26 protein-coding genes are annotated in these 26950 nt (G+C 74.3%); 15 read left to right on the top strand and 11 right to left on the bottom strand.

What is annotated here, in order from left to right; all coding sequences use genetic code 11:
* From ABKW28_RS04565 to ABKW28_RS04515, 11 genes are all read left to right on the top strand, one after another.
* Positions 1–654, top strand: a 654-nt coding sequence (locus ABKW28_RS04565) for an amidase family protein (RefSeq protein ID WP_348606687.1), incomplete at its 5' end; no start/stop codon positions are given.
* Positions 655–723: 69 nt separating this feature from the next.
* Positions 724–1227, top strand: a complete 504-nt coding sequence (gene uraD, locus ABKW28_RS04560) for a 2-oxo-4-hydroxy-4-carboxy-5-ureidoimidazoline decarboxylase (RefSeq protein ID WP_348606685.1) — start codon at positions 724–726, stop codon at positions 1225–1227.
* Entirely contained in the window at positions 1224–1541 is a 318-nt protein-coding gene (gene uraH, locus ABKW28_RS04555; RefSeq protein ID WP_348606683.1) for a hydroxyisourate hydrolase, read from the top strand. Before uraD ends, uraH begins: the two co-directional genes overlap by 4 nt.
* Positions 1542–1544: 3 nt before the next feature.
* The gene (gene pucL, locus ABKW28_RS04550) at positions 1545–2480 is read left to right on the top strand and encodes a factor-independent urate hydroxylase (protein ID WP_348606681.1); all 936 of its coding nucleotides are present in this window, start codon (positions 1545–1547) and stop codon (positions 2478–2480) included.
* Positions 2481–2487: 7 nt separating this feature from the next.
* Positions 2488–3876 (top strand): allantoinase AllB, encoded by a 1389-nt coding sequence (gene allB / locus ABKW28_RS04545; protein WP_348606680.1) that lies wholly within the window; start codon positions 2488–2490, stop codon positions 3874–3876.
* Positions 3877–3964: 88 nt separating this feature from the next.
* On the top strand, positions 3965–5182 hold the full coding sequence (locus tag ABKW28_RS04540) for an alanine--glyoxylate aminotransferase family protein (protein ID WP_348606678.1): 1218 nt from the start codon (positions 3965–3967) through the stop codon (positions 5180–5182).
* Positions 5179–6444, top strand: coding sequence for an allantoate amidohydrolase (locus ABKW28_RS04535; RefSeq protein ID WP_348606677.1), 1266 nt, complete (start codon positions 5179–5181; stop codon positions 6442–6444). Before ABKW28_RS04540 ends, ABKW28_RS04535 begins: the two co-directional genes overlap by 4 nt.
* 5 nt (positions 6445–6449) lie before the next feature.
* On the top strand, positions 6450–7298 hold the full coding sequence (locus ABKW28_RS04530; protein ID WP_348606675.1) for a MurR/RpiR family transcriptional regulator: 849 nt from the start codon (positions 6450–6452) through the stop codon (positions 7296–7298).
* Positions 7298–8050 (top strand): FAD binding domain-containing protein, encoded by a 753-nt coding sequence (locus ABKW28_RS04525; protein WP_348606673.1) that lies wholly within the window; start codon positions 7298–7300, stop codon positions 8048–8050. The genes ABKW28_RS04530 and ABKW28_RS04525 overlap by 1 nt, the downstream gene beginning before the upstream one ends.
* Entirely contained in the window at positions 8047–10833 is a 2787-nt protein-coding gene (locus tag ABKW28_RS04520; RefSeq protein ID WP_348606671.1) for a molybdopterin-dependent oxidoreductase, read from the top strand. The genes ABKW28_RS04525 and ABKW28_RS04520 overlap by 4 nt, the downstream gene beginning before the upstream one ends.
* Positions 10823–11296 (top strand): nucleoside deaminase, encoded by a 474-nt coding sequence (locus ABKW28_RS04515; RefSeq protein ID WP_348606669.1) that lies wholly within the window; start codon positions 10823–10825, stop codon positions 11294–11296. The genes ABKW28_RS04520 and ABKW28_RS04515 overlap by 11 nt, the downstream gene beginning before the upstream one ends.
* Here ABKW28_RS04515 and ABKW28_RS04510 read toward each other — a convergent pair.
* The 5 genes from ABKW28_RS04510 to ABKW28_RS04490 all read right to left on the bottom strand — a co-directional run bounded on the left by ABKW28_RS04510 (position 11290) and on the right by ABKW28_RS04490 (position 15516).
* Positions 11290–12099, bottom strand: coding sequence for an ABC transporter permease subunit (locus tag ABKW28_RS04510; RefSeq protein WP_348606667.1), 810 nt, complete (start codon positions 12097–12099; stop codon positions 11290–11292). The two genes, ABKW28_RS04515 and ABKW28_RS04510, sit on opposite strands and share 7 nt — an antisense overlap.
* Positions 12096–12902 (bottom strand): ABC transporter permease subunit, encoded by an 807-nt coding sequence (locus ABKW28_RS04505; protein ID WP_348606665.1) that lies wholly within the window; start codon positions 12900–12902, stop codon positions 12096–12098. Before ABKW28_RS04505 ends, ABKW28_RS04510 begins: the two co-directional genes overlap by 4 nt.
* Positions 12899–13711 (bottom strand): ABC transporter ATP-binding protein, encoded by an 813-nt coding sequence (locus tag ABKW28_RS04500; protein WP_348606663.1) that lies wholly within the window; start codon positions 13709–13711, stop codon positions 12899–12901. The genes ABKW28_RS04505 and ABKW28_RS04500 overlap by 4 nt, the downstream gene beginning before the upstream one ends.
* 2 nt (positions 13712–13713) lie before the next feature.
* Positions 13714–14847: an ABC transporter substrate-binding protein gene (locus ABKW28_RS04495; protein ID WP_348606661.1), complete on the bottom strand. Its 1134-nt coding sequence runs from the start codon at positions 14845–14847 to the stop codon at positions 13714–13716.
* Between the two features lie 108 nt (positions 14848–14955).
* Positions 14956–15516, bottom strand: coding sequence for a TetR/AcrR family transcriptional regulator (locus tag ABKW28_RS04490; protein WP_348606659.1), 561 nt, complete (start codon positions 15514–15516; stop codon positions 14956–14958).
* Positions 15517–15548: 32 nt separating this feature from the next.
* On the opposite strand from ABKW28_RS04490, the gene ABKW28_RS04485 reads away from it, so the two are divergent.
* Complete coding sequence (locus ABKW28_RS04485) at positions 15549–15869, top strand: multidrug efflux SMR transporter (protein WP_341231519.1); 321 nt, start codon at positions 15549–15551, stop codon at positions 15867–15869.
* On the opposite strand, the gene ABKW28_RS04480 is transcribed toward ABKW28_RS04485, so the two are convergent.
* From ABKW28_RS04480 to ABKW28_RS04465, 4 genes are all read right to left on the bottom strand, one after another.
* Complete coding sequence (locus ABKW28_RS04480; RefSeq protein ID WP_348606657.1) at positions 15853–16848, bottom strand: alpha/beta hydrolase; 996 nt, start codon at positions 16846–16848, stop codon at positions 15853–15855. The two genes, ABKW28_RS04485 and ABKW28_RS04480, sit on opposite strands and share 17 nt — an antisense overlap.
* Positions 16849–16883: 35 nt before the next feature.
* A complete protein-coding gene (locus tag ABKW28_RS04475; RefSeq protein WP_193669041.1) occupies positions 16884–17057 on the bottom strand; it encodes a hypothetical protein in 174 nt (57 codons plus the stop codon).
* A gap of 132 nt (positions 17058–17189) precedes the next feature.
* Positions 17190–18725, bottom strand: a complete 1536-nt coding sequence (locus ABKW28_RS04470; protein ID WP_348606655.1) for a serine/threonine-protein kinase — start codon at positions 18723–18725, stop codon at positions 17190–17192.
* A 109-nt stretch (positions 18726–18834) separates the two neighbouring features.
* The gene (locus tag ABKW28_RS04465) at positions 18835–19974 is read right to left on the bottom strand and encodes a crosslink repair DNA glycosylase YcaQ family protein (RefSeq protein ID WP_348606653.1); all 1140 of its coding nucleotides are present in this window, start codon (positions 19972–19974) and stop codon (positions 18835–18837) included.
* Between the two features lie 54 nt (positions 19975–20028).
* Between ABKW28_RS04465 and ABKW28_RS04460 the strand changes: the two genes are divergently transcribed.
* Positions 20029–20748, top strand: coding sequence for a DapH/DapD/GlmU-related protein (locus ABKW28_RS04460; RefSeq protein ID WP_348606651.1), 720 nt, complete (start codon positions 20029–20031; stop codon positions 20746–20748).
* A gap of 9 nt (positions 20749–20757) precedes the next feature.
* Here ABKW28_RS04460 and ABKW28_RS04455 read toward each other — a convergent pair whose 3' ends face one another.
* Positions 20758–22134, bottom strand: coding sequence for a wax ester/triacylglycerol synthase family O-acyltransferase (locus ABKW28_RS04455; protein ID WP_348606649.1), 1377 nt, complete (start codon positions 22132–22134; stop codon positions 20758–20760).
* Between the two features lie 235 nt (positions 22135–22369).
* On the opposite strand from ABKW28_RS04455, the gene ABKW28_RS04450 reads away from it, so the two are divergent.
* The gene (locus ABKW28_RS04450; protein WP_348606647.1) at positions 22370–25360 is read left to right on the top strand and encodes a response regulator; all 2991 of its coding nucleotides are present in this window, start codon (positions 22370–22372) and stop codon (positions 25358–25360) included.
* Between the two features lie 12 nt (positions 25361–25372).
* Here the strand turns inward: ABKW28_RS04450 and ABKW28_RS04445 are convergent, their stop codons facing one another.
* The gene (locus ABKW28_RS04445; protein WP_348606645.1) at positions 25373–26146 is read right to left on the bottom strand and encodes an SDR family oxidoreductase; all 774 of its coding nucleotides are present in this window, start codon (positions 26144–26146) and stop codon (positions 25373–25375) included.
* Between the two features lie 77 nt (positions 26147–26223).
* Here ABKW28_RS04445 and ABKW28_RS04440 point away from each other — a divergent pair, with 77 nt between their 5' ends.
* Positions 26224–26652 carry a hypothetical protein gene (locus tag ABKW28_RS04440; RefSeq protein WP_193669036.1) on the top strand — a complete coding sequence of 143 codons (429 nt, stop codon included), beginning with the start codon at positions 26224–26226 and terminating at the stop codon, positions 26650–26652.
* Positions 26653–26950 lie beyond the last annotated feature (298 nt).

Below are 26950 nucleotides of genomic sequence, written 5' to 3'. Positions count from 1 at the left end.
AGCTTCGACACCGTCGGCTGGCTGACCCGCGACGCCGACCTGCTCGCCCTGGTCGGCGACGTGCTGCTGCCCGACAGCACCGCACGGGGCAGCAGCGAGCTGGTGCTGGTGCCCGAGCTGCTCGACCTCGCCGAGCCCGACGTGCGCGAGGCGGTCGAGGGCTGGGCGGCCAGCCACGGCCAGCTGGTGCGCGAGAGCTGGCCGCTCGACGAGCTCGCCGAGTGGCGCCACGCGTTCCAGACCTGGCAGGCGTGGGAGGCCTGGCAGGCGCACGGAACGTGGCTGCGCGGGCGTCTCGACGTGCTCGGCCCCGACGTCCGGGCCCGCTTCGAGCACGCCGCCGGCGTTCCCGAGCACACCGCGGAGCTGGCCCGCCAGACCGTGCAGGCCGCGCGCTCGCGCCTGCACGGGCTCGTGGCCGACCGGGTGGTGGTGCTCCCCTCGACGTCGTCGGTCGCGCCGCGGCCGGGCGCCGACCTGCAGCAGGTGCGTGACGCCACGATGACGCTGACCTGCCTGGCGGGCCTGGGCGGCCTGCCCGCGGTCTCGCTGCCCCTGACCACCGCGGCCGGGCTGCCCTGCGGCGTCAGCCTGGTCGCCGCTCCTGGCCGTGACCGTGACCTGCTGCGGCTGGTGGTGCCGCTGGCGCCGTAACGCTGCTGAAACCGTAGTTTCGCCAGGTCGTCATACGGAACGCCTAGTTTCAGCCCCCAGGAGGCACGGATGCGACTGGAGGAGCTCAACACGATGTCGATGGCCCAGGCGGAGGCGGCGCTGCGACCCTGTGCGGCGGTCACGTCGTGGGTACGCACGCTCGTCGACTCGCGCCCGTACGACGACCACGACGCCCTCGTCGAGACGGCCCGCTCGGCTGCGGCCTCGTGGGGCGAGGCGGAGCTCGACGAGGCGCTGGCGGACCATCCGAGGATCGGCGAGCGGCCGACCGGCGCCGGAGCGAGCGCCGCGTTGAGCAGCCGCGAGCAGTCCGGCGTCGGTGACGACTCGCTGGTCCGGGCCCGCCTGGCCGAGGGCAACCGTCGCTACGAGGAGCGCTTCGGGCGGATCTACCTGGTGCGCGCCGCCGGGCGCAGCGCCGAGGAGATGCTGGCGCTTCTCGAGCAGCGGTTGACCCACGATCCGGCTACCGAGCGCGCCGTCGCCATCGACCAGCTGGCCGAGATCGCACTGCTGCGCCTCGACGCCCTGGTCGAGGGACCCGCCTCGTGACCACCTTGTCGACGCACGTGCTGGACGCCGCCCTCGGGGTGCCGGCGGCGGGACTGGCCGTCGTGCTGTCGCGAGAGGGCCTCGAGCTCGAGCGGGCCACCACCGACGACGACGGCCGGGTCGCCTTCACGACCAGGCCACCCGGGGGTGAGTGCGCCCTCACCTTCGCCACCGGGGCGTGGTTCGCCGCCGCCGGGCGCACCGCCTTCCACCCGCAGGTCGACGTGGCCCTCGCCGTCGACCCGGACGAGGAGCATCTGCACGTGGCCCTGCTGCTGAGCCCCTTCGCCTACACCACCTACCGCGGGAGCTGAAGCGTGAACGAGCCCGCCCCCGGCACGATCGTCCTGGGCCCCAACCAGTACGGCAAGGCGGAGTGCCGCCTGGTCCGCCTCACCCGCGGCACGCCCGAGCACCCCGACCGGCACCTGGTCGAGGACCTCACCGTCACCAGCCAGCTGCGCGGTGACTTCGAGGCCTGCCACACCGAGGGCGACAACAGCCGCGTGGTGGCCACCGACACCCAGAAGAACACCGTGCACGCCTTCGCCCGCGAGCACGGCGTGCACTCCCCCGAGCGGTTCCTGCTGCGGCTGGCCGACCACTTCGTGGGGGAGTTCGACTGGGTCAGCGGAGGGCGGTGGTACGCCGAGCAGCACGCCTGGGAGCGCATCGGCACCGACCACGGTCCCCACGACCACGCCTTCGTGCGCAGCGGCGCCGGGACCCGCACCGCGCTGGTGCACCGCGACGGCGAGCAGACCCACGTCCTGTCCGGCATCCGCGACTGCACGGTGCTGAAGTCGACCGGCTCGGAGTTCAGCGGCTTCCCCCGCGACCGCTACACCACGCTCACCGAGACCGACGACCGTGTGCTGGCCACGAGCATCACCGCCTGGTGGCGCTGCACCGGCGACCTCGCCACGACCGCCGGCGAGCACGACCGGCGCTGGGACGAGGTCCGTGACGTGCTGCTCGCGACGTTCGCCGACCTGCACTCGCTGGCCCTGCAGCAGAGCATCTTCGCGATGGGCCGCGCGGTGCTGGAGCGCTTCGACGACATCGCCGAGATCCGCCTGTCGTGCCCCAACAAGCACCACTTCGTCGTCGACCTGGCGCCCTTCGGCCTCGACAACCCCGGTGAGGTCTTCCATGCCGCCGACCGGCCCTACGGGCTGATCGAGGCCGCGGTGCAGCGCCACGGCGCGCCGCAGGCCCCCGACGTGTGGGCCGGCGTCGCCGGCTTCTGCTGAGGCCGGGGTGCTGCCCAGGGGGGTGCGGGTCGAGGCGGTGCGCGCCGAGCACGTGCTGGTCGACGGCGCCTTCGTGCCGGCCACGCTGCGGCTCGTCGACGGGCGGGTCGCCGCCATCGAGCGGGGCTCGCGCGTCCAGGACGCCTCGGACGCCCAGGACGCCTCGGGCGGGGTGCTCCGGGTGCCACCGACGGCGTACGTCGTGCCGGGCGTGGTCGACACCCACGTGCACGTCAACGAGCCCGGCCGCACCGAGTGGGAGGGCTTCGCGACCGCGACGCGAGCCGCGGCGGCCGGCGGGGTGACCACGTTGGTCGACATGCCGCTGAACTCGGTGCCGCCCACGACGACGCTGACGGGGCTGCGTGCCAAGCAGCGGGCCGCCCGCGGAGCGCTCGCGGTCGACGTCGGGTTCTGGGGCGGGGCGGTGCCGGGCAACGTGGCCGACCTGAGACCGCTGTGGGAGGCCGGGGTGCTGGGCTTCAAGTGCTTCCTGTCGCCGTCGGGGGTCGAGGAGTTCCCCCCGCTGGACCGCGAGGGCCTGCACCGCGCCCTGTCCGAGGTCGCCTCCTTCGACGGGCTCGTCGTCGTGCACGCCGAGGACGCCGGCGTGCTGGCGAGCGCACCCCACCCGCCGAGCCGTGCCTACGCGGACTTCCTGCTCAGCCGCCCCGACGCCGCCGAGACCACCGCGATCGACCGGCTGCTCGCGAGCGCCCGCGAGACCGGGTGCCGGGTGCACGTGCTGCACCTGTCCAGCGCACGGGCGCTGGACAGGCTGGCCGCGGCCCGGGCCGAGGGGCTGCCGGTCACGGTGGAGACCTGTCCGCACTACCTGTGCTTCGCCGCCGAGGAGATCCCCGACGCGGCCCCCGAGTTCAAGTGCTGCCCGCCCATCCGCGACTCGGGCAACCGAGACGCGCTGTGGCAGGCCCTGCTGGAGGGGCTCGTCGACGTCGTCGTCACCGACCACTCCCCCTCCACCCCTGCCGAGAAGCTGCGCGGCGGCGGGGACCTCCAGCAGGCGTGGGGCGGCGTGGCGGGGCTGCAGGTCGGATTCGCTGCCGTCGCCGACGAGGCGCGCCGCCGCGGCATCGGCCTCGAGCACGTCGCGCGGTGGATGTCGAGCGCGACCGCCGACCTGGTGGGCCTGGGCGGTCCTGGCCGACCGGGCGGACGGGGTCGCATCGAGGTCGGCGCCAACGCCGACCTGGCTGTCTACGACACCGCGCTGGTGCACCGCGTCGAGGGCCCGGCGCTGGCCCACCGGCACCCGATGACGGCCTACGACGGACGCACGTTGGCCGGCCGGGTCTCGCACACCCTGGTGCGCGGACGACTGGTCGACCCGCTGGCCCCCGACCACGGGTGGGGACAGCAGCTGGTCCGGCCCTGAGCGGACCACAGGCCCCGGATCGAGAGCTGGAACAGAACGGCACACGAGCGAAACACCGGCGAAACCATCGTTTCATAGCGTCCCGGACATGAGCCTCGGACCGATCGCCCCGCCACCTCGGCTGTTGATGGGGCCGGGGCCCGCCACCGCCGATCCGCGGGTGCTCAGGGCGATGTCGGCGCAGCTGGTCGGCCAGTTCGACCCCGCGATGACCCGGACGATGGACGAGACGATGGCGCTGTACCGCCAGGTCTTCGCCACGACCAACGAGCACACGTTCCTGGTCGACGGGACCTCGCGGGCCGGCATCGAGGCGGCACTGGTGAGCCTGCTCGAGCCCGGCGACCGGGTGCTCGTGCCGGTCTTCGGTCGCTTCGGCCACCTGCTGGTCGAGATCGCCGAGCGGTGCCGCGCCGAGGTGCACACCGTCGAGGCCCCCTGGGGAGAGGTGGTCGAGGCCGAGGCGGTGGAGGAGGCGGTGCGCCGGGTGCGCCCCCGGCTCCTCGCGGTCGTGCAGGGCGACACCTCGACCACGATGCTGCAGCCGCTCGCCGGGATCGGCGAGGTCTGCCGCGCGCACGACGTGCTGCTCTACTGCGACGCCACGGCGAGCCTGGGCGGCAACCCCTTCGAGACCGACGCGTGGGGAGTCGACGCCGCGACGGCCGGGCTGCAGAAGTGCCTGGGCGGTCCCTCCGGCAGCGCACCCGTCACCCTCTCCCCCGCCGCCGTCGGGGTCATCGAGGCCCGCAAGCACGTCGAGGCCGGCATCCGCGACCCCGACGACCTGGCCCGCGGCACCCGGATCGCCTCGAACTACCTCGATCTCGCGCAGGTCATGGACTACTGGGGTCCACGCCGGCTCAACCACCACACCGAGGCCACCACCATGCTCTACGGCGCCCGCGAGTGCGCCCGGCTGCTGGTCGAGGAGGGCGTCGAGCAGGCGGTGGCCCGGCACCGGCTGCACGGCGCGGCGATGCTGGCCGGCGTCCGCGGGATGGGTCTGGAGGTCTTCGGCGACGTCACGCACAAGATGAGCAACGTCGTGGCCGTGCACGTGCCGCCCGGCGTGGACGCCGACGGGGCCCGCGCGGCGATGCTCGCCGACTTCGGCATCGAGATCGGCACCTCCTTCGGGCCGTTGCACGGCCGGGTCTGGCGCATCGGCACGATGGGCCACAACGCCCGCACCGACGCCGTGCTCACCACCCTGGCCTGCCTCGAGCAGGTGCTCCGCGCGGTCGGCGCCCCCGTCACCGCCGGAGGCGGCGTCGGCGCCGCACGGGAGGTGTACGCCGCGTGAGCACCGCCGCCGAGGTGCTGGCCCGCTGCAGCGAGCTGGACCGCTTCTCCCTGCACCGCACCCGGTTGGAGCGCACCCACCTGACCCCGCAGCACGCCCAGGCCAACGCGCGGGTCGCGCAGTGGATGGGCGCCGCCGGGCTGCGCACCTGGCAGGACGCTGCCGGCAACGTCTGCGGGCGTGCCGAGGGCCGCACGCCCGGTCTGCCCGCCCTGCTGCTCGGCTCCCACCTCGACAGCGTCCCCGACGCCGGCAGCTACGACGGCATGCTCGGCGTGCTGATGGCGATCGCCGTCGCCGAGCGGCTGGCCACCGCCGTGGCCTCGGGTGAGCTGGAGCCGCTGCCCGTCGCTCTCGAGGTGATCGGCTTCGGCGACGAGGAGGGGGCACGCTTCGGCACCGCACTGCTCGGCTCGCGCGCCGTCGCCGGCGCCTGGGACGACGACTGGTGGGACCTGCGCGACCGCGACGGCACCACGCTGCACCAGGCGTTCCTGGACTTCGGGCTCGACCCCCGCCGGGTCGGGGAGGCAGCGCGACGGCCCGAGGAGCTGGTCGGCTACCTGGAGGCCCACATCGAGCAGGGGCCGGTGCTCGAGGCGGCCGACGAACCGCTCGGCTACGTCACCAGCATCGCCGGCGCCCGCCGGTTCCGGCTCACGGTGCACGGCGAGGCCCGACACGCCGGCGGGACGCCGTACGCCCGTCGGCGCGACGCCCTCGTCGGCGCCAGCGAGGCCGTGACCGCCATCGAGCGGCTGGCGCGAGCCAGCGGCGAGGACGGCTGCATCGCCACCGTGGGCCGGTTCGTGGTGCACCCTGGGGCGGTCAACGTGATCCCGGGGCGCGTCGAGCTCAGCCTCGACCTGCGCGCCGCCACCGACGCGGCACGGGACGCGATGTGGGGTGACATCGAGGACGAGGTACGACGTCGGTGCACTGCCCGGGGGCTGCGCCTGGAGGTGCTCGAGACGCACCGCGCCGCGGCCGTCCGCTGCTCGCCCTGGCTGCAGGAGGCCGTCGTGCAGGGCATCGGGGCCACCGGTCGGGCGCGGCCGCCGGGCCTGTGGAGCCGCGCCGGGCACGACGCCATGGCGATGGCGCGGGTCACCGGCACCGGGATGCTGTTCCTGCGCTGTGCCGGCGGCATCAGCCACCACCCGGACGAGGCCGTCCGTGAGGACGACGTCGCCGCCGGCCTCGACGCGCTGCAGGCCGCGGTGCTGGCCGCAGCCGGCCGGCACGCGGAGAGCCGGGGTTGAGCGGGATGCGCATCGACGACCGGATCGCGGCCCACCAGCTCGACCTGAGCCCGCAGGAGCGACGCGCTGCCGCCACGCTGCTCGAGCACCTCGACGACCTCGCGACCTACCGGGCGGCCGAGCTGGCCGACCTGGCCGGCGTGTCGAGGGCGACGATGAGCCGGCTCTTCCGCAGCCTGGGCTACGCCGACTTCGACGAGGTGCGCGAGCAGCTGCGGGCCCAGCGGGCCGCGGGCGAGCCCCGGCGTCCCGAGGGCGGCACCGACCTGCCGGGCCACGCGCTGCGCGAGGCCGAGGCGGTGCGGCGGGCCGTGGAGCACCCGCGGGTCGCCGAGGTGGTCGCCCTGCTCGCGACCGCGCCCCGCGTCACCGTCGTGGGCTGGCGCAACAGCCACCCGGTCGCGCTGCACCTGCGTCAGCAGCTGGCGCACCTGCGCGGCGACGTGCGGCTGGCGCCGCTCCCGGGCCAGGTCGTCGGCGAGGAGCTGGCCGACCTGCGCGCCGGCGACGCCCTGGTCGTGGTCGGCTTCCGCCGCCGCCCAGCGGGATTCGCCGACGTGCTGCGCGAGGCCCTGGCCAGCGGCGCCACCGTGGTCCTGCTGGGCGACCCGACGGCGCTCGAGCACGGGCGCAGCGTCCACCTGTGGCTGGAGTGCCCCGTCGACAGCGTGCTCGGCTTCGACAGCTATGCCGCCGCGATGAGCCTGGTCAGCGTGCTGGCCGACGGCGTGCTGTGCCACCTGGGTCGCGCCGGCCAGGACCGCATCGACGCGATCAGCCGCAGCTACGAGCGCCTGGCTGAGGTCGAGAGGGCCCGGCACCCGGGTCGACCCCGGGCCGGACGGAGCAGCTGATGGACCTCACCACCGTGACCTCCTACCGGCTGGCCCACGGCCGCGACGACCTCGTGCTGGCCCCTGGGGAGGCGTTCGTCGCCGGTGGCACGTGGCTGTTCTCCGAGCCGCAGCCCGACCTCACCGGGCTGGTCGACCTGACCGCGCTGGGTTGGCCCGACACCGAGCCCCAGCCCGGAGGAGGCCTGCGGATCAGCGCCACCTGCCCGGTCTCGGTCGTGCGTGACCTCGGCCCCGCGCTCTTCCGCGACTGCGCCGACGCGCTCCTGATGTCGTGGAAGATCCAGCACGAGGCCACCGTCGGCGGCAACCTCGTGCTCGCCCTGCCGGCCGGCGGGATCATCTCGCTGGCAGCCGGCCTCGCCGGCGAGGTGGTGCTCTGGACCCCGGACGGCGGCGAGCGCCGCGAGCCGGTGACCGCGTTCGTGCGCGGCGCCGGGCTGACCGGGCTGCGTCGGGGCGAGGTGCTGCGTGCCGTCGACCTGCCCGGCCCCGCACTCGCCGCCCCGGCGGCGTACCGGCGCGCCGCCCTGGCCCCACGCGGCCGTTCCGGGGTGGTGGTGGTCGGGCTCCGCGACCCCCGCGGCGTGCGGGTCACGATCACCGCGGCCACCACCCGGCCCGTCGTCGTGCGCAGCCTCGCGGAGGTCGCGGCGGTCGACTGCTGGTACGACGACGTGCACGGCGCGCCCGACTGGCGCGCGGCCGTGACCGCCCGGCTGGTGGCCGAGGTCCTGGAGGAGCTGTCATGACCGGTTCGCGACCCACCGTGAACGGACGTCGGGCCGCGCAGGACCCCGCGCCCGGTCAGTGCCTGCGCACCTACCTGCGCCAGGTCGGCCGGCTCGACGTGAAGAAGGGCTGCGACAGCGGCGACTGCGGTGCCTGCACCGTGCTCGTGGACGGCGAGGCACGCCACTCGTGCGTCTATCCCGCCGCACGTGCCGCGGGACGCGAGGTCACCACCGCGGCCGGGCTGGGCACGCCCGAGCAGCCGCACCCGGTGCAGGAGGCGTTCGTGGCCTGCGCCGCGTTCCAGTGCGGCTTCTGCACCCCCGGGTACGTCGTCACCACGGCCGCCCTGGCCCAGCGCGGCGACCTGCCCACCAGCGACCGGGCCGAGGAGGTCGACCGGCTGTTCAAGGGCAACCTGTGCCGGTGCACGGGCTACCGGTCGATCCGCGACGCGATCGACCGGGTCGCCCGCGCCGAGGTGGCGCCGCAGCGCCCGGCGTCCGCCACCCCGCCCGCCGCGGCGCCCACCACCTCGGTCGGTGCCTCGGTGCGGGCCCCAGCCGCCTGGCGGGTGGCCTGCGGCCAGGAGCCGTTCACGATGGACGTCGCCGACGACCCGGCGCACCCCGAGGCGGCCACGCTGCACCTGGCGGTCCTGACCAGCCCGCACCCGCACGCCCGGATCACCGCGGTCGACACCGCCGCCGCCGAGGCACTGCCGGGCGTCCGGCTCGTGCTGACCCACCACGACGCCCCCGACGTGCTGTTCTCGACCGCGCGTCACGCCAGCCGGCTCGACGACCCCGACGACACCCGGATCCTCGACGACGTCGTCCGCTTCGCCGGCCAACGGGTGGCGGCGGTGGTCGCCGAGACCCTCGCCGTCGCGGAGGCGGCCTGCTCGCTCGTCGAGGTCACCTACGACGTCCTGCCGGCTGTCCTCGATCCCGAGGCGGCCCGCGCGCCGCAGGCACCGCTGGTGCACGGGGAGAAGTCGACGATGCGCTCGCGGATCGCCGAGCCGATGCGCAACGTGGCGGCGCAGACCCACGGCGAGGTCGGCGACGTGCGGGCCGGGCTGGCCGCGGCGGTGCACCGGGTGGGCGGCGAGTGGCGCAGCACCCGGGTCAGCCACGCCGCGCTCGAGACCCACGGCGCCCGCGCCTGGCTGGACGCCCCGTTGGCCGAGGGCGGCCGGTTGGTGGTCCGCACCTCCACCCAGGTCCCGTTCCTCGTGCGCGACGAGCTCGCGCACCTGTTCGCCCTGGACCCCACGCAGGTGCGCGTCGTCGCAGCGCGGGTGGGCGGCGGGTTCGGCGGCAAGCAGGAGATGCTGGTCGAGGACCTGGTCTCGCTCGCCGTGCTGAGGCTGGCCCAGCGCGGGGTGGACCGGCCGGTGCAGTGGGAGCTGACCCGCGAGCAGCAGTTCACCCTCGTGCCCAGCCGGCATCCCATGCGGGTGCGCGTCGAGCTCGGCGCGGACGCCGACGGGGTGCTGACCGCGATGACGGTCGACGTGCTCAGCGACACCGGCGCCTACGGCAACCACGCGGCGGGGGTGCTCTTCCACGGGGTGCACGAGTCGGTGGCCCTCTACCGGTGCGCCAACAAACGCGTCGACGGCGAGGCCGTCTACACCCATACCGTGCCGGCGGGAGCGTTCCGCGGCTACGGCCTGGGCCAGGTGGTGCTGGCCATCGAGTCGGCCGTCGACGAGCTGGCCCGGGCCGCGGGGCTGAGTCCCGCCGAGGTGCGACGCCGCAACGTCGTCGTGCCCGGCGACGAGCTCGTCGTCAACGGTCCCGCCGACACCGACCTGCTCTTCGGCAGCTACGGCCTCGACCAGTGCCTGGACCTGGTCGAGGACGCGCTCGCCGCCGACGACGGGCTGCCCTCCCCGGGGCCCGACTGGCTGCTCGGCGCGGGGCTCGCGTCGTCGATGATCGCCACCATCCCGCCCCGGGGCCACCACGCCAGCGCCACCGTCAGCCTCCTCGACGCAGCGTTGCACGGTCCCGCCGCCGGAGTGGTCGAGATCGGCGTCGGCTCCGCCGAGTTCGGCAACGGCTCGGCCACCGTGCACGTCCAGCTGGTCGCCGAGGCACTGGGCATCGACCCGGGGCGGGTGCGCCTGCGTTCCTCCGACACCGACGCCACGGCGTACGACACGGGCGCCTACGGCTCGACCGGCTCCGTCGTCGCCGGCGGCGCGGTGCTCGCCGCCGCCCACGACCTCTGCCGTCGTCTGGGCGACGGGGCCGAGGAACGACCGCTGGTGGGCACCGGGGAGCACCACGGCAGCCCCCGCTCGGTCGCCTTCAACGTGCACGGCGTGCGCGTGGCGGTGCACCCGGCCACGGGTGAGCTGCGGGTGCTGCGTTCGGTGCACGCCGCCGACGCCGGCGTGGTGCTCAACCCCGAGCAGCTGCGTGGCCAGGTCGAGGGCGGCGTCGCCCAGGGCTACGGCTCCGCGCTGCAGGAGGAGGTGCGCGTCGTCGACGGCCACGTCACCACCCGTGCGCTGCGCGGCTACCGCATGCCGCAGGCCGCCGACGTGCCGACCACCGAGGTGCTGCTCGCCGACACCGTCGACAGCCTCGGCCCGCACGGCGCGAAGTCGATGAGCGAGGCCCCGTACAACCCCGTCGCGGCCGCGGTCGCCAATGCCGTGCGTGACGCCACCGGGGTGCGGCCCCACGAGCTGCCGATGACCCGCGACCGGCTGTGGCGGCTGTTGCACGACCCCGGACACCAGGAACCGACCACCCACGACCTCACCAGGAGCACCCATGGACGTTGACGACCAGACCTGGCTCGCCCGCGCCGTCGAGCTGGCGGTGGCCAACGTCGCCGACGGCGGCGGTCCCTTCGGCGCCCTCGTCGTGTGCGACGACACCCTCGTGGCCACCGGCCAGAACCGGGTGACCCGTGACCTCGACCCCACCGCGCACGCGGAGGTCCTGGCCATCCGCGCGTCCTGCCGGGCTCGCGGTGACTTCTCGCTGGTCGGCTGCACGCTCTACACCTCGTGCGAGCCCTGTCCCCTGTGCGTCTCCTCGGCCCTGTGGGCCAGGCTCGACCGGGTCGTCTACGCCGCCGACCGCGACGACGCTGCTCGCGGGGGTTTCGACGACCGGGCCTTCTACGAGCTCTTCACCCAGGAGCGCTCCACCTGGCCGACACCGGTCGACGCGGTCTCCCTGGGGCAGTCCTTCGCTCCCTTCGACGCCTGGCTGGGCAAGAGCGACCGGACGCACTACTGAGCGGCCGACATCCCCATCCGGGCCAGCACGGCCGTCTCGAGCAGCTGTACGAGGTTGTAGAGCAGCAGGGTGACCGCGGTGATGATGGCGACCGAGGCCCACAGGTCGTCGAAGCGCGCCGAGGCGTTGAACTTCTGGATCGCACCTCCCACCCCCTGGCCCGTGGAGAGCCACTCGGCCAGCAGCGCCCCGGTGACCGCGCCCGGCACGGAGACCCGGGCGGCCGCGAACAGCGACGGCAGTGCCCCGGGCAGGGCCACCTTGGCCAACGCCGCGAAGCTGCCGCCGCCGTAGACGCGCACCAGGTCCAGGCTCTCCCGGCTGGCCCTGCTCAGGCCGAACAGCACCGAGGCCAGCGCCGGGAAGAGCACCACGATGGTGCCGATGACCGCCACCGAGGCGGTGGTGCCGCGACCGGTGACCAGGATGATGACCGGCGCGATCGAGACCAGCGGGATGCTGCGCAGCAGCAGCGCCACGGGCATCACCCCCGCCTCCACGGCCTTCGACAAGGTGAACAGCACCGCCAGCACGACCGCGGTGATCATCCCGACCACGAAGCCGATGCCGGCGTCGCCCAGGGAGGTGCGGGTCAGCGCCCACAGCTCGGCACGGTGCGCGGCGGCCGTGGCCCGCGCGTCGGGGTCGTCGACGAACAGGTAGGACCAGACGTCCGCCGGCCCCTTGGCGACGTACGGCGAGATGCTGGTCAGGCTGATGACCGCCTGCCACAGCGCGAGCACGATCAGCACGGTGGCCACCGCGTTGAGCAGCGCCCGGCCCAGCGAGGCCGTGGCGCTCATGCCGCCCGCCCCGAGACCCAGGGCGTCACCAGGCGGGCCACCAGCCCGAGGACGGCGTAGCCGAGCAGGGCGACGAGCGCGCAGAGCAGGAAGACGGCCCACACACGCTCGGAGTCGAGGTTGCCCTGCAGGCGGATCAGCGTGATGCCCACGCTGCGGTCGGTCGCGCCCATGTACTCCCCCAGCACGGCGCCGAGGAAGGCGGTGGGCACGGCGATCTGCAGCGCGTTGAGGATGGCCGGCAGCGCCGCCACCAGCTGGACCTTGCGCAGCTGGGCGAGGCGGCCGCCACCGAAGACCCGCACCACGTCGAGGCTGGCGTGGTCGGCCGCCTTGAACCCCAGCAACGCCCCGACCACGGTGGTGAAGAAGACTGCCAGCGCCGCGAGGAAGACCGCGGTGTCGGAGGTGTCCCCCGGGCGGTCGGCCCCGCCCAGCACCACGATCGAGATGCCACCGACCGCCACCAGCGGCAGGCAGTAGCTGACGACCGCCACCTGGACGACGACGACCTCGAGCCTGGGGGCCAGCAGCACTGTCGCGGCCAGCGCGAGGGCCAGGCCGTTGCCCCAGACGAAGCCCCACGCGGCCTCGGTGATGGTGACACGGAAGGGGCCCCAGTAGGGCTGCGGCCCGTCCTCGACGACCCGGGCGAGCACCGCCCACGGAGTGGGGACCGGCGTGTAGCCGGTCCCCGGCTGGGGCGTGTACACGCTCACCGAGAAGAGCCACCAGGCGGCGACCAGCACGCCGGTGCCGATGAGCGCGGCGAGCCAGCCGGGGAGCCGCCGCTGCCCGGTCATGCCTCGGCCGCCGCGCGTCCGTCGAGACCGAACAGCAGCTCGGAGGCCCGGTCGACCAGGGCGTGGAAGGCCGGGGTGCGCATCATCTCCGGGGTGCGCGGTCGGGGCAGGTCGACCTCGATGACCTCCTTGACCCGGCCCGGCCGGGGGCTCATCACGGCCACCTGGTCGGAGAGGAAGATCGCCTCGGCGATGCCGTGGGTGACGAGCAGCGTGGTGGCCGGCTTCTCGGTCCAGATCCGCAGCAGCTCGAGGTTGAGGTTCTGCCGGGTCATGTCGTCCAGCGCCCCGAACGGCTCGTCGAGCAGCAGCACGGACGGCTTGAGCACCAGCGCCCGGGCGATGGAGACCCGCTGGCGCATGCCGCCGGACAGCTGGGCGGGCCGGGCCTTCTCGAAGCCGCGCAGCCCGACCAGGTCGACCAGCTCCTCGACGTAGGCCCTGTCGACGGGTCGACCGGCCACCTCGAAGGGCAGCGCGATGTTCTTCAGCACGCTGCGCCAGGGCAGCAGGGCGTGGTCCTGGAACGCGATGCCCAGCTGGCTGCCGCGGCGCAGCTCCTCAGGCGTGCGCCCGTCGACGAGCGCCGAGCCGGCCGTGGGCTCCTCGAGACCGGCCAGGATGCGCAGGATGGTCGACTTGCCGCACCCCGAGGGGCCGAGCAGGGCCAGGAACGAACCCTGCTCGGTGTGCAGGTGGGCGTCCTCCAGCGCGGCCACGCCGCGACCACCGGCCCCCTTGAAGGTCTTGGCCAGCCCGTCGACCTGGATGCCGGTCCCGCCCCGGACCTGGTGCTGGTGCCGGGCCATCGTCAGGACAGGTAGTCGACGAGGTCGGGGTTCTCCTCGTAGACCCGGTCGATGAGCGAGGTGTCGAAGAGCTCCTCGACAGAGACCTCCCACCCGGCGGCGGCCAGGGAGTCGACGGTCTGCTGCTGCAGCTCCTCGGTGATGGTGAAGAGCCCCTCCGCCTCCGTGTCGGCCGTCGAGACGAGCTCCTCCTGTGCCGCCAGCCCCTTGGCGGTCTTCACCGGGTCGAGCGCCCCGAAGACGGCCTCCAGCCCCTCGTCGTTCTCGGAGGCCGCTTTGTCGTAGTAGTCCGAGACCAGCTCGACGGTGGCCTCGGTGGGCTCGGTGAGCGCATCGGTCCACCCCTTCACCTCGGCGGTCAGGAAGTCCACGAGCAGGTCCTGGTTCTCCGCCAGGTACTGCTCGGTGACGGTGAAGGTCTCGGCGACGTAGGGCACCCCGTTGTCGGCGTACGGCAGGTTGGTGACCCCGTAGCCGGCCTCCTCGACCGTGATCGCCTCGTTGGTGAGGTAGGCCATGAAGCCGTCGACCTCGCCGTTCATCAGCGGCGTCGGGTCGAAGTCGACCGGGACGACCTCCACGTCGGCGGGGTCGATGTCGTTGGCGTTGAGGATCGCGGCGAAGACGCTCGCGTTCGAGTCCTGCACACCGATCGTCTTGCCCACGAGGTCCTCGGGCGTGGCGATGTCGGCCCCGTCGCTGAGGGAGAGGATGGTGAAGGGGTTCTTCTGGAAGGTCGCGCCGATGATCTTCAGCGGCGCATCCTGCTCGGCGATGGCAGCTCCCACCGAGGCCGCGTCGCTCAGCGCCACCTGCACGCTGCCGCTCAGCAGCTTGGCGACGCCGGTGTCGGGGCCCGAGATCCCGTTGACCGCGTCGAAGCCGGCCTCGTCGTAGTAGCCGTTCTCCTCGGCGTAGAACTCCCCGGCGAACTCCTCGTTCTTGATCCAGGAGTACTGCACGTTGATCTCGCCGTGCGAGGCGTCGCCGTCCTCGCCGCCGGCCGTGGCGGCGTCGTCGGAGCCGCAGGCCGCGAGGGCCAGCACCAGGGTCGCGGACAGGACGGACGCGGCAGCGCCACGGCGGGAGGCGCCACGTCCGGACGGAGCCGGACGCGCGCGCAGGGGTGTCGACATGGTGGGGCCCTCTCGGAAGGTGTCTCAGGTCGCCGCAACGTATCCACGCTGCGTTTCAGCGCCTGGCACCGACGTTTCAGGGGTGTAAAAGTGCAGCGGCGACCGATCTCACAGTCCGTCCGGGTGGGCCAGTCCCTGCGCGGCCCGGGCCAGGTCGTCGACCACCCCGGCGAGCTGGTCGGAGGACTCGGTGGCCAGGTCGACGTGCAGGCCGAGCAGGGAGGCGTCGACCAGGCGCACCACGCGGCGGGCGCGGCGCGGCGGGGCGCCGCAGCGCACGAAGTACTCACGCAGGGCGGCGGCCCACTGCTCGTTGCTGGCCTGCACGTCGCTGCGGTAGGGCTCCTCGCCGAGCAGCCCGGTGGCGGCGGCCTGCAGGTAGATCGTCAGGCAGCCGCCCAGCGGGGTGGCGCCGAAGGACTCCCACAGCCCGTGCACGCCCGCACGCACGGTGCGCCGCGCGGGCAGCGCCTCGAGGGCGGCCACGGCGCGCTCGTTGACCCGCTGCACCACCGCCGAGACCAGCGCGTCGCGGTTCTCGAAGTGGTAGATCAGCATCCGGTCGCTGGTGCCGATCGCGGCCGCGAGCGGGCGCAGCGTCAGCCCGATCAACCCGTGCTCGAGGACGTGGTCGGTGACCTCGTCGAGCAGCTCCTCGCGGCGTGGCATCCGACTATTGTAGCGATCGCTACACTCGTTCGATGCCCGCCCTGCTCCTGACCCTCGCCATCCTGGTCGAGGTCGTCTCGACCGCCCTGCTACCGCGCACCGAGGGATTCACCCGGCCGGGGTGGACCATCGCGGCGGCGAGCGGCTACGTCTGCGCGGCGTTCCTGCTCTCGCTCGTGGTGCGCACGATGCCGATCTCGGTGGCGTACGCCGTGTGGGCCGGCCTCGGCACCGCCCTGGTCGCGGCCGTCGGGGTCGTCTTCCTCAGTGAGCCGCTCGGCTGGCTGCGCGCGGTCTCGCTGGGCATGATCGTGGTGGGCGTCGTGGGCCTGAACCTCACCGGCGCCCACTGAGCGGGGGCGCCTCGCCCAGGTGCCGGCGCTGGTCGTCCACCACCGCGGCGGCCGCGGCCCGGGCGCTGCGAGCCAGGTACGGGAAGCTCAGGAAGCCGTGCGGCATCAGGTGGAACTCCTCCACCCGCGCCGGCGTGCCGGCCGAGACCAGCGCCTCGGCGTAGCGCACCCCGCTGTCGTGCAGCGGGTCGAGCCCGGCGACCACCACCACGGCCGGCGGCAGGCCCGACAGGTCGCGCGCCAGCACCGGCGAGAGCCGCCAGTCGGTCGGGTCGACGCCCTCGGGCAGGTAGTGGCCGTAGAAGATCTCGAGGTCGTCGTTGCTGAGCACGATCCCGCGGTTGCCGACGTACGACGCGTGCTCGCGCAGCGACTCGGTCAGGTCGGTCGCGGGGTAGAGCAGCGCCTGGTGCCGCACCTGCGGCCCGCCCTCGTCACGCGCGCGCAGCGCCAGCACGGCGGCCAGGTTGCCGCCGGCGCTGTCGCCCATCAGCCCCAGGCGCTCCGGGTCGGCGCCGAGGGCGGCGGCGTGCTGGGCGGTCCACAGCAGCGCCTCGTAGCAGTCCTCGAGCGCGGCGGGGAAGCGGTGGGTGGGGGCCAGCCGGTAGTCGACGGCCACCACGACGGCGTCGAGCTCGTCGGCGACGGCGCTGCACAGCCAGTCGCCCTGCCGGGCGCTGCCGAGGACGAAGCCCCCGCCGTGCAGGTGCAGCACCACCGGGCGCGGCGTCGGCGCCGGGCGCTGCGGCACGTAGAGGCGCAGCGGCAGCTCGCCGTGGGAGGTGGGGAAGGTGCAGGTGCTGATCCGCACGCCGCGCCGGGGGCGACCGAGGAGGAGGTTGGCCGGGCCTCGGGAGGGGATGGTGGTCCCCTGGACCCGGCGCAACCTCTCCTCGCTCATCCGGGCGACCGACATCGCGGGCGCGGCGCGGAAGAGCCTGTCCAGCGCGCGCACGCCCAGCGGTGGTCGCTCCGTCACTGCGGGTCGGTCCTGCGGGTGGTTCCGGTGCCGGGTCAGCGGCGGGTGAAGCGGCTGAGGATGCCGCGCACGCCCTTGCCGATGGCGGCGTCGGTGCCGCCTCCGCGGGTCGCGCCGCCACCCATGCTGCCTCCGGTCATGCCGGCACCGCCCGTGCGGGCGCCGCCTCCGCCTCGACCGAGGACCTTGGACAAGATGCTGCCGATCATGGTGTCTCCCTCCTTGCCGGCGCGAGCGCCGGCGACGGTGTGTGCTGCCTGGGCTCCTACCCACTCCGCGGGCGGGTCATGCCGACTCACCCCCCTGGTGCGGACGCTGGTGCGGAGGGTGCCGCGGACGGCTCAGACGACCCGGTCGCCCACGATGCGCAGCTCGCCGCCGACCCGGCCCACGTCGATGCGGCGGGTCTCGCGCGAACCGCCGTCGTAGGTGAGGGTGACGTCGACGCTCCCGCCGCCCACGTCCTGCACCGCGACGATCTCGACTCTCGAGATCCCCGACCAGAACCCGTCGTAGCTGTCGCGCCCGATCTGCTCCTGCAGCGACGGGCTGAGCGTCGCCCAGCCGGCGTCGCGGTCGCCGGGCAGCACCGCGTAGTAGTCCTCGACGAGCCCGACCGCCTCTCCGCCGCTGGCACCCTGGGTGGGCTCGGTGTCCTCGGGCTCCTCGGTGGGTTCCGTGGCCTCCTGCGTCGGCTCCGAGGTCTCCTCGGTGGGCTCGTTCTCCTCGGTCGGCTCGGGCGAACCGGAGGGGGCCGAGGTGGTCTCGTCGGCGCTCGGGGCGCCGTCGTCGTCACCGGTGGTGGCCAGCAGCGCGAGGCCGCCGATGGCCAGCACCAGCACCACGATCACCGCGGCCACCCACCAGCCCGCCGTCGTACGCCGCTGCCGCTCGCGGCCCGGCTCGGGCGCCGGGGCCGGCACGGGCTCCGGCTCGGGCTCGGGCTCGGGCTCGGGCTCGGGCGCAGGAGACGAGGCCGCGGCCGCCGCGGCAGGTGCTGCGGCGGGGACGGGGGCGGGGAAGACCTGGGTCGCCGCGCCGTCGTCGTCGGCCCGCGTGTCCTGCACCCCGGCCCCGCCGGCGGCCACGTCGTGCAGCTCGCGCGCCACCTGGGCCATCGACCAGCGCACCTCGGGGTCGGGGTCGAGCATGTGCCCGATCACGCCGGCCAGGGCACCGGCGCGCCGGGGCGGGTCGGGGCTCTCCTGGGCGATCGCGGCCAGGGTGGCGATCGCGTTCTCGCGGGGTGCGTAGGGCTGGCGGCCCTCGACGGCGGCGTACAGCGTGGCGCCGAGCGCCCACACGTCGGAAGCGGGCGACGACTCGGCGCCGCGGGCCAGCTCGGGCGAGAAGTAGGCGGGGGTGCCGGTCAGCAGCCCGGTCTGGGTGCGGTGCTCGTCGGCGGCGTTGCTGCGGGCGATGCCGAAGTCGGAGATCTTGGCGTGGTCGCCCTCGGCGACCAGCACGTTGCCGGGCTTGACGTCGCGGTGCACGGTGCCGCGCTCGTGGGCCAGCGCCAGCCCGTCGGCGACCTGCGCGCCGATGGCCGCGGCACGGCGCGGGTCGAGCGGTCCCTCCTCACGCGCCAGCTGCGAGAGCGTGCGCGAGGGCACGTACTCCATCACCAGCCAGATGGTCTCGCCCTCGTCGACGGCGTCGAAGACCGAGACGACGTTGGGGTGCTGCAGCGCCGCCGAGCTGCGCGCCTCGCGCAGCCCTCGCGCCAGGTCGGCCGCCTCGCCGGGCAGCGCGCCGATCTGCTTGACCGCGACCTCGCGACCCAGCATCTCGTCGCGGCACAACCACACCGCGCCCATCCCGCCCCGGCCCAGCTCGCGCTCCACGCGGTAGCGCCCGGCGATCAGCTGCGGTGCCATCACTCCCCCTCCGACGACTGCGCCCGGCCCCGTTCGGGGCCCGACCTGTCCTGCATACCCGCTCCGGGCTCGATCCACGCAAGCGAACGGGTGACGACGCTCCGGCGCCTCACCCCGGCAGCACCGGCTCGAGCCCCAGCCACCCCGCCAGGTCCTCGATCTCGGAGCGCACCGCGGCCCGGGTCTCGGCGCCGAACGGCTCGTCCTCGTGCACCGCGTGCACCACCAGCGCCCCGGCGCGCCGGTCGGCGGTGGCGTCGACCTTGCCGAGCAGCCGGTCGCCGACCAGCACCGGCAGCGCGTAGTAGCCCCAGCGCCGCTGGGCCTGGGGCTTGTACATCTCCAGCTGGTAGTCGAAGGCGAACAGCTCGACCATCCGCTTGCGGTCGAAGACCAGCCGGTCGAGCGGCGAGAGCAGCGCCACCCGGGGCTCGAACGGCTCCTCGAGCGCCGCCAGCTGGGCGGGATCGACCCGCCACCGCCCGCGCACCCCCTCGACCACGGCCGGCTCCCCCACCTCGCCGACGTGGTCGGGGTCGGGGCCCGGCACCTTCGCCGACCTGGCGCGGGCCACGCCCAGCGCGGCCAGGCGGCGTATGCCGCGCTCGTGCAGGGCCACCTCGACCGGCGGCAGCGGGTCGTCGGTGTAGACGCGCTCGGCGAGGTCCCACAGCCGGGTGCGGCCCTCGCGCCCGGCCACCGCGACCTCGCCGCGGGTCGCGAGCACCTGCAGCAGCTTGTCGACGTTCTTGCCGTTGCTCCAGCCCGAGGAGCCCCACGGCCGCACGCAGGTGTCGGGCAGCGCGGTCGCCGGCAGCGGTCCGTCGGCGCGCAGCCGCTCGAGCACGTCGGCGCGGCAGCCGCCGTTGTCGAGCGCCCACTCCCAGGCGGCGTGCTCGTAGGGGTCGTGCAGCGCCGGGTCGGGCCAGACCGCCATCTCGGCGCGGTGCAGCGCGACGTCGTCGTGGTGGAGCAGGCGCATCGAGATCTCCACGAGACGCTGGTCCTCGCAGCGCGCGGGCAGCTCGTCGCGGTCGAGGCCCCCGCCCAGCCGGCTCCACAGCACCAGCTCGGCGCTCGGGGCGACCCGCGCGGTCAGGTCGACCTGCACCATCGTCAGCGCCCGCACCACCTCCAGCACGTCGAGCCCTCGTCGCCGCGCCGGCGCGTCGAGCAGCTGGGCCCGCACCGCGACCCGGCGCGCCTGCTCGGCGCTGAGCCGGTGCGGTGACGAGGAGTCGGTGGCCATGCCCGGCAGCGTAGGCCGCCCCGGGGACGGTGCGCAGCCACTACAGTCACGGCCGTGACCCCCCTCAGCGGCCTGCTCCACCGTGGCCTGCACCGTGGCCTGCACCGTGGCCTGCACCGTGGCCTGCACGCGGCCTGGCGCTACCTCGACGGTCTCGGCGAGATCGTGCCCGGCACCACCTCGGCCGCGGCCTTCGGCTCCCTGGGGCGCGGCAGCAGCATCGGCTTCGCCCCCGCCACGATCCTCAACCCCGCCTCGATCCACATCGGCGAGGACACCCTGGTCGGGCGCCAGGTGACCCTCTCGGTCGGGTACGGCGTCGGCGACCCCACCGCACCGCCGCGCGGCCTGGTGATCGGCGACCGGTGCGCCATCGGGGCGCGCAGCTCCTTCACCGCCCACGAGTCGATCGAGATCGGCGACGGGGTCTTCTGCGGGCAGGGCGTCTTCGTCACCGACACCAGCCACGGCTACCAGGACCCGACGATGCCGGTGGGCAAGCAGTTCGGCGCCCACGACCCGGTCGTGATCGGTGCGGGGTCGTGGCTGGGCCACGGCGCGATGGTGATGCCCGGCGCGCGCATCGGACGCAACGTCGTGGTCGCGGCCGGCTCGGTGGTGCGCGGTGTGGTCGAGGACCACGCGGTCGTCGCCGGCAACCCCGCGCGCGTCGTACGCCGCCTCGAGCCCGACGTCGGCTGGGTCGGCTCGCGCGGCGACGTGCGGCCGGTGGTGCCGCAGGCCGAGATGCTGGCGCGCCTCGCAGAGGGCTGAGGGCGGGCCTCAGCGGCTCCCGGTGCGCGCCAGCTCGTCGAGCTCGGCGTGGAAGGCGTCGAGGATCGTCTCCGGGTCGGGCACCACGCGGGTGTCGACCTTGAAGCCCACGCGCACGGTGCCGGCGTAGGTGAAGATGCAGGTGCCGACGGTCTGCTCGCCCGAGCCGGGCACCCAGCCCAGCAGGCTCCCGATGCGGGTGCCGGCCAGGTAGCGCGCCTCGCGCGGGCCCGGCACGTTGGTGGTCACGCCGCCGGCCTTCCCGGCGAAGAACGTCACCAGCGCCCGGCTCAGCCGCGACCCCAGGCGCCCGATCCCCTGGATCAGCGCGAAGGTGATCACCGGCTCCGGGGAGCGCTTGATGACGTCCATGCGCCGCTTGGTCTCCGCCAGCCGGTCGGCGGCGTCGAGGCGCCCCGAGGGCAGCATCAGCAGCACCAGGGCGAACCGGTTGCCGAGCTCGCGGGGCAGCGGCAGGTGCATCGGGCGCAGGTTGACCGGGATCATCGTCGGGATGTCGACCGAGCGGCCGTCGTGGTCGAGCTGGTAGTGCTCCAGCGCCCCGGCGAGCGCCGCGACCAGCACGTCGTTGACGGTGGCGCCGGTCGCGCGGGCGACCTGCTTGACGACCTCGAGGTCGATCGGCTCCGACCAGACGGCGGCCTTGTGGGCCCCCGCCGCGCCCGACAGGGCGGTGTCGGGGTTGGAGGTCAGCAGCAGCTTGCGCAGCGCCGCGACCCCGCTGACACCGATCCGCAGCCCCTCCAGCAGCCCGCGGCGCACCCGCTCGGGGCGCAGCATCTTGGGGACCTCCGGCGCTGCGCGGCGCGCGGCCTGCACCACGTCGGCCAGCGCGTGGTGCGGCTGCGGCGGGGCGTGCGTGCCGTCGCGGTCGGCCTCGGGCGTCTCGTCGGTCAGCGAGAGCAGCACCTGGGTCAGCGCGATCCCGTCGGCCAGCGCGTGGTGCAGCCGCACGTAGACCGCCGACCCCTCACGCAGGCCCTGGACCAGGTGGATGTCCCACAACGGCCGGTCCCGCGGCAGCGGCGTACCGAGGAAGCCGCTGACGTAGGCCTGCAGCGCCGCGTCGTCGCCGGGGGCGTCGAGGTGCACCTCGTGCACGTGCTGGTCGAGGTCGAGGTCGGGTACGTCGCGCCAGCGGGCCCGTCGCGCGCCGAACCGGCCGCGGCCGGGCACCGGCCGGCGCGAGAAGACCGGGTAGACGTCGAGCAGGCGGCTGCGCACCACGTGGTCGAAGCGGGCGCGGTCGAGCGGCCCGTCGAGGAACATCAGCGCCTCGATGACCATCAGGTTCTGCGGCCGGTCCATGCCCAGCCAGATCGCGTCGACCGGGTCGACCCGGTGCTCCCGGGGCCGCCTGGTCATGTCGCAGTCCTGTCGTCGAGCATCGTCAGGCCCCTCCCAAGGCTGCGTGGCACGTCACCGGCGAACCTACGCCGACAGTGGTCGTCGTCGTTCATCGCGGGCGCGAGCGTCGCGCCCCCTGCCCGGGCCGCCACCTCTCCGGCCAAAAACTCCGGGGAAGATGGGTGCCCCCGGCCTCACCTGGGGTATCAAGGGAGCCCACGCAGCACCACCCCCCACCTGTCACGGAGCACCGATGCCGCACTCCTCCACCAGCGACGCTGCGCCGCGCGGCGCGCCCGCGGCAACGCCACGAGGGCGCGGTCTGCACCGCCCACCGCGAGCCGAGGCGCTGGTCGCCACCGCCGTCGTCCTCCTCCTGGTGGTGCACCTCTTCTCGCCGGTCGGTCGCCTCGGGGACGCGACCTACCTCCTGGGGGTCAGCCTGCCCGCAGTGCTGGCGTGGTGGGCCGCGAGGCGGCTCGAGCCGCAGCGCAGGCTCCTCGGCCGACTGGTGGCGGGCGGCGTGACCGCCTCCGCCCTGGGCGACCTGCTGTGGCTGCTGATCTCGTGGAACGGCGGCGCCCCGGACGCGTCGGTGGCCGACGTCGCGTACGCGGCCGGCTACCTGCTGCTGGGTGCCGCCCTGGTGCTCGTGAGCGTCGTGCCGCACGACTCCAGGACCCGGCCCGACAGCATCATCGACGCGCTGACGGTCGTGACCGTCAGCCTGCTGGTGCTGTGGAGCCTGTCCATCGAGACGATCGTCGGCGACGAGTCCGTGTCGCCCGCGGTGCGCGCCGTCTGGTCGGCCTACCCGGTGGCCGACGCGATCCTGCTGGCGCTGGTCCTCCGGGTCCTCGTCAGCCCGCACGGGCGGTCCCGGGTGGGGGTCGTGTTCGCGCTGGGCGTCGGCTGCTGGCTCCTCTCCGACCTCGGCTACCTGCTCCTCGCCTCCAGCGACAGCGTCACGCCTCTCCTCGACGCCGGGTGGATCCTCGGTTCGCTCCTGCTGGCCCTGTCGCTGCGCTGGTGGCGCCCCGGGAGGGCGCGCGTCGCCGAGGCCGGCGACCTCACCGGCGCGCGGGCCAGCGCCAAGCTCGTCCTCGCCGTCCTGCCGCTGACCGTGCCCCTGCTCGTCGACCTGCACGAGCACCGCCAGCACGACGGTGGGAGCACGGCACCGATCTACGTCGCCATGGCCGTCCTCATCGCCCTGGCCTGGGCGCGGGCCGCTCGGCTCCTGCAGTCGGAGCGGGCCGCCAGGACCGCTGCCGCCCGCGAGCAGCGGCGCTACGCGAGGCTGAGCGCCAACAGCTCCGACGCGGTGGTCGTGCTGGACGCCGAGGGTCGCCTGCGCGACGACGCACCCGACCTCGCCCGGTTGCTGCCGGGCCCGGCCGGCGCTCGGGCGGGTGCGCACTGGCGCGACCTGGTGGGCACGCGCGGCCCACACCCCCTGGGCCCGGCCTTCGACGCCGCACTGGCCACGCCCGGCATCGCGGTGCACGCGGAGGTCGAGGTGGCCGGGCACGACGGGCACTGGCTGGGGGTCCGCCTGGTCAACCTCCTCCACGACGCGGACGTCGCGGGCGTGGTGGCCGCGTTCTCCGACATCTCCCCCGCCAAGCGCGCCGAGGCCGAGGTGGAGAGGGCGCGCGACGCCGCGCTCGAGGGATCGCGCGCCAAGTCGGCCTTCCTGGCGACCATGAGCCACGAGATCCGCACCCCCATGAACGGGGTCATCGGGCTGACGAGCCTGCTGCGCGACACCGAGCTCGACGCTCGTCAGCGCACCTACGTCGACGGGGTCCACGCGGCCGGCGACGCACTGCTGGCCGTCATCAACGACATCCTCGACTTCTCGAAGGTCGAGGCCGGCCACCTGGACCTCGAGGAGATCGACTTCGACCTCGTCCAGGTCCTGGAGGAGGTCGCGAGCGTGGTGTGGGACCGAGCCCGCGAGGGGGGCCTCGAGCTGCTGGCCTACTGCTCCCCCCAGCTGCCGCCGCACCTGCACGGCGACCCGGCCCGGCTGCGGCAGGTGCTGCTCAACCTCGCGGCCAACGCCGTCAAGTTCACCCACGAGGGAGAGGTGGTGGTCTCGGCCCACCTCGAGTCCCGCACCGACGACCGTGTGCTGGTGCGGCTCGAGGTCAGCGACACCGGCGTCGGCATCGACGACGACGCGCTGCCCCGGGTCTTCGAGCCCTTCTCCCAGGCCGACTCCTCCACGACCCGCCGCTACGGGGGCACCGGGCTGGGCCTGGCCATCGCCGACCGGCTGGTGCGCGCCATGGGCGGCACCATGGGGGTCACCAGCACCGCGGGCGTCGGCAGCACGTTCTGGTGCAGCGTGCCCCTGACCCTGGCTCACGCACCGGTCCCCCGACCGCCCGACCCCGGTCTGGCCGGCACCTCCGTGCTCGTCGTGGACGACAACGCCACGAACCGGCTGGTGCTCTGCGAGCAGGTCGAGGCGTGGGGCATGCGGTCACTGGCGGTGACCAACGGTCACGAGGCGCTGGCCGCGCTGCGGGACGCGAAGGCGCAGGGCCGGCCCTACCCCTTGGCGGTCCTCGACATGTGCATGCCCGAGATGGACGGCCTCGAGCTGGCGGCCACGATCTCCCAGGACCCCCAGCTGGCCGGGGTGCGGATGGTGCTGCTCACCTCCGGCCCTGACATCTCTGCCGAGCAGGCCCTCCGGGCCGGCATCGTGGCGCGCCTGACCAAGCCGGTGCGGCTGCACGACCTGCGGGCGGCGCTCAGCGAGGCCCTGGCCGATCCGGCCGACGCACCGTCTGCTCGCGGCGGCGCCAGACCGCGTCCCGCCCACCGAGGGCACCTCCTCGTCGTCGAGGACGACGAGACCAACCAGATGGTCGCCACCGGGATCACCCGCCGTCTCGGCTTCACCATCGACATCGCCGGCAACGGGCGCGAAGCCCTCGACGCGCTGGCCCGACGGCGCTACGACGCGGTGCTGATGGACTGCCAGATGCCGGTCCTCGACGGCTACGACGCGACTCGCGAGCTGCGCGCCCGCGAGGGCGACGGGCCCCGCACCCCCGTCATCGCCATGACCGCCAGCGCGGTCATGGGCGACCGGGAGCGGTGCCTGGCCGCTGGCATGGACGACTACCTGTCCAAGCCCTTCGACCCCAGCGGCCTCGACGCCGTGCTCACGCGCTGGGTGCCCGGCACCGGCAGCCGGCCCGACGACCAGGCCTCTGCCCACCCCTGACCGGGCGCCGGCTCAGGGCTGGTTGATGCGACGGTTCACCGCGCGCAGCAACCAGCTCGGCGTCACGCCGGCCGAGGCCAGCATCAACCGGGCCTGGCGGCCGACCGCGCGGTGGGCGCTCGGGCGCCGGCCGGGCTTGACCGCGGCCAGCACCTCGTCGGCGACGTCGTCGGCGGTGAGCTTGATGCCCAGCGAGCGCGTCGAGGCGGTGTCGACGCCCTGCGTCATCGCGGTCTGCACGAACAGCGGCCACAGCGCGCGCACCGTGATGTCGTCGGCGGCCCACTCGAGGTCGAGCGCCTCGGTCAGCCCGCGCACCGCGAACTTGGTGGCCGAGTAGGTCGCCAGCTCGGGCTGGCCGTAGATCGCCGAGGCCGAGGCCAGGTTGACCACGTGCGCGCCCGGTGTCGCGGCCAGGTAGGGGTGCGCGGTGTGGCAGCCGTTGACCACGCCGGTCACGTTGATCTCGACCTCGCGCTGCTGGGCCTCGAGCGGGATGTCGGCGAAGCGGCCGGCCTCGAGGACACCGGCGTTGTTGACCAGCGCGTCGAGGGTGCCGCCGGTGTGCGCGGTCAGCGTCGCCAGCGCGGCGCGCCACTGGTCGGCGTCGCGCACGTCGAGCCGACCGGTCACCACGCTGTCGCCCAGCTCTGCGGCGAGCGAGGCGAGGCCCGGCTCGTCGACGTCGTACGCCCCGACCAGCCAGCCCTCGGCAGCGAAGCGGCGGGCGACGGCGCGGCCGATGCCGGCCGCAGCACCGGTGACCAGGACGGATCGACGTGTCATGCGCGCCAGTATGGCGAGCCGGCCCCGGGTCGGCCGATCCCGCCCACCGTCATGCCGTGTTCTGGGAGAGTCGTGACATGAGCGAGCAGGACGCGGACGGGTCGATCCCGCTCGAGGGCGAGAACGGCGGCGCAGGCTGGTTCGCCTACGCCCCGCTGGGAGCCCAGCCCCCTGACGACGAGGACCCGGTGATCCGCACCGTGCAGCTGCGCGAGCACGGGCACGCGGGCCCGTTCTGGGACGACGAGGGACACCTCAGCGACGACTTCGACGAGCTGCACCGCTGGATCGGCATCTCGCGTGAGCTCTTCGACGACGCGATGGCGTGGAACGACGAGCTCGCGTCACTGCGCAGCGAGCCGGCCGACGACTGGAAGCGCCGTCACGCGGCCAAGCGTCAGGAGCTCCTCCGTCGTCTCGGTGAGGAGGTCCGGCCTGACATCGTGGTCGACTCGTCCGACCCCGGTCGCGGGGCTGGCGCGCGGTGGGCGAGGTCCAGACGTTGAGCGGAACGAGAACCGGGTACGTCGACTACCTTCGATCACCGTTGACAACAGCCGGGGAAGGGCATCTGAGCTGGGCGAATGCCGCCGACGCTAGACGTTGAAGCGAACACGGTCTGACCTGGGGGAACGCGTTCGGAACGATCTCGCGGGGTTTCGGGGGTTGATCGCCGACGACGTCCAACGGTCCCGAGACTGTTTGCGGACCGGTGGCTGTCGAGAGCCCTCCGGCGAGGGCGGCGTCGAACAGCCCCGGGCGACCTGCTCGGCCTTCTCGATCGTCGCAGCACCCACCGGCTGT

It is taken from the genome of Nocardioides sp. 31GB23, from assembly GCF_040012395.1.
Lineage (GTDB): Bacteria > Actinomycetota > Actinomycetes > Propionibacteriales > Nocardioidaceae > Nocardioides > Nocardioides salarius.
This window is presented reverse-complemented; position numbering and strand designations above follow the sequence as displayed.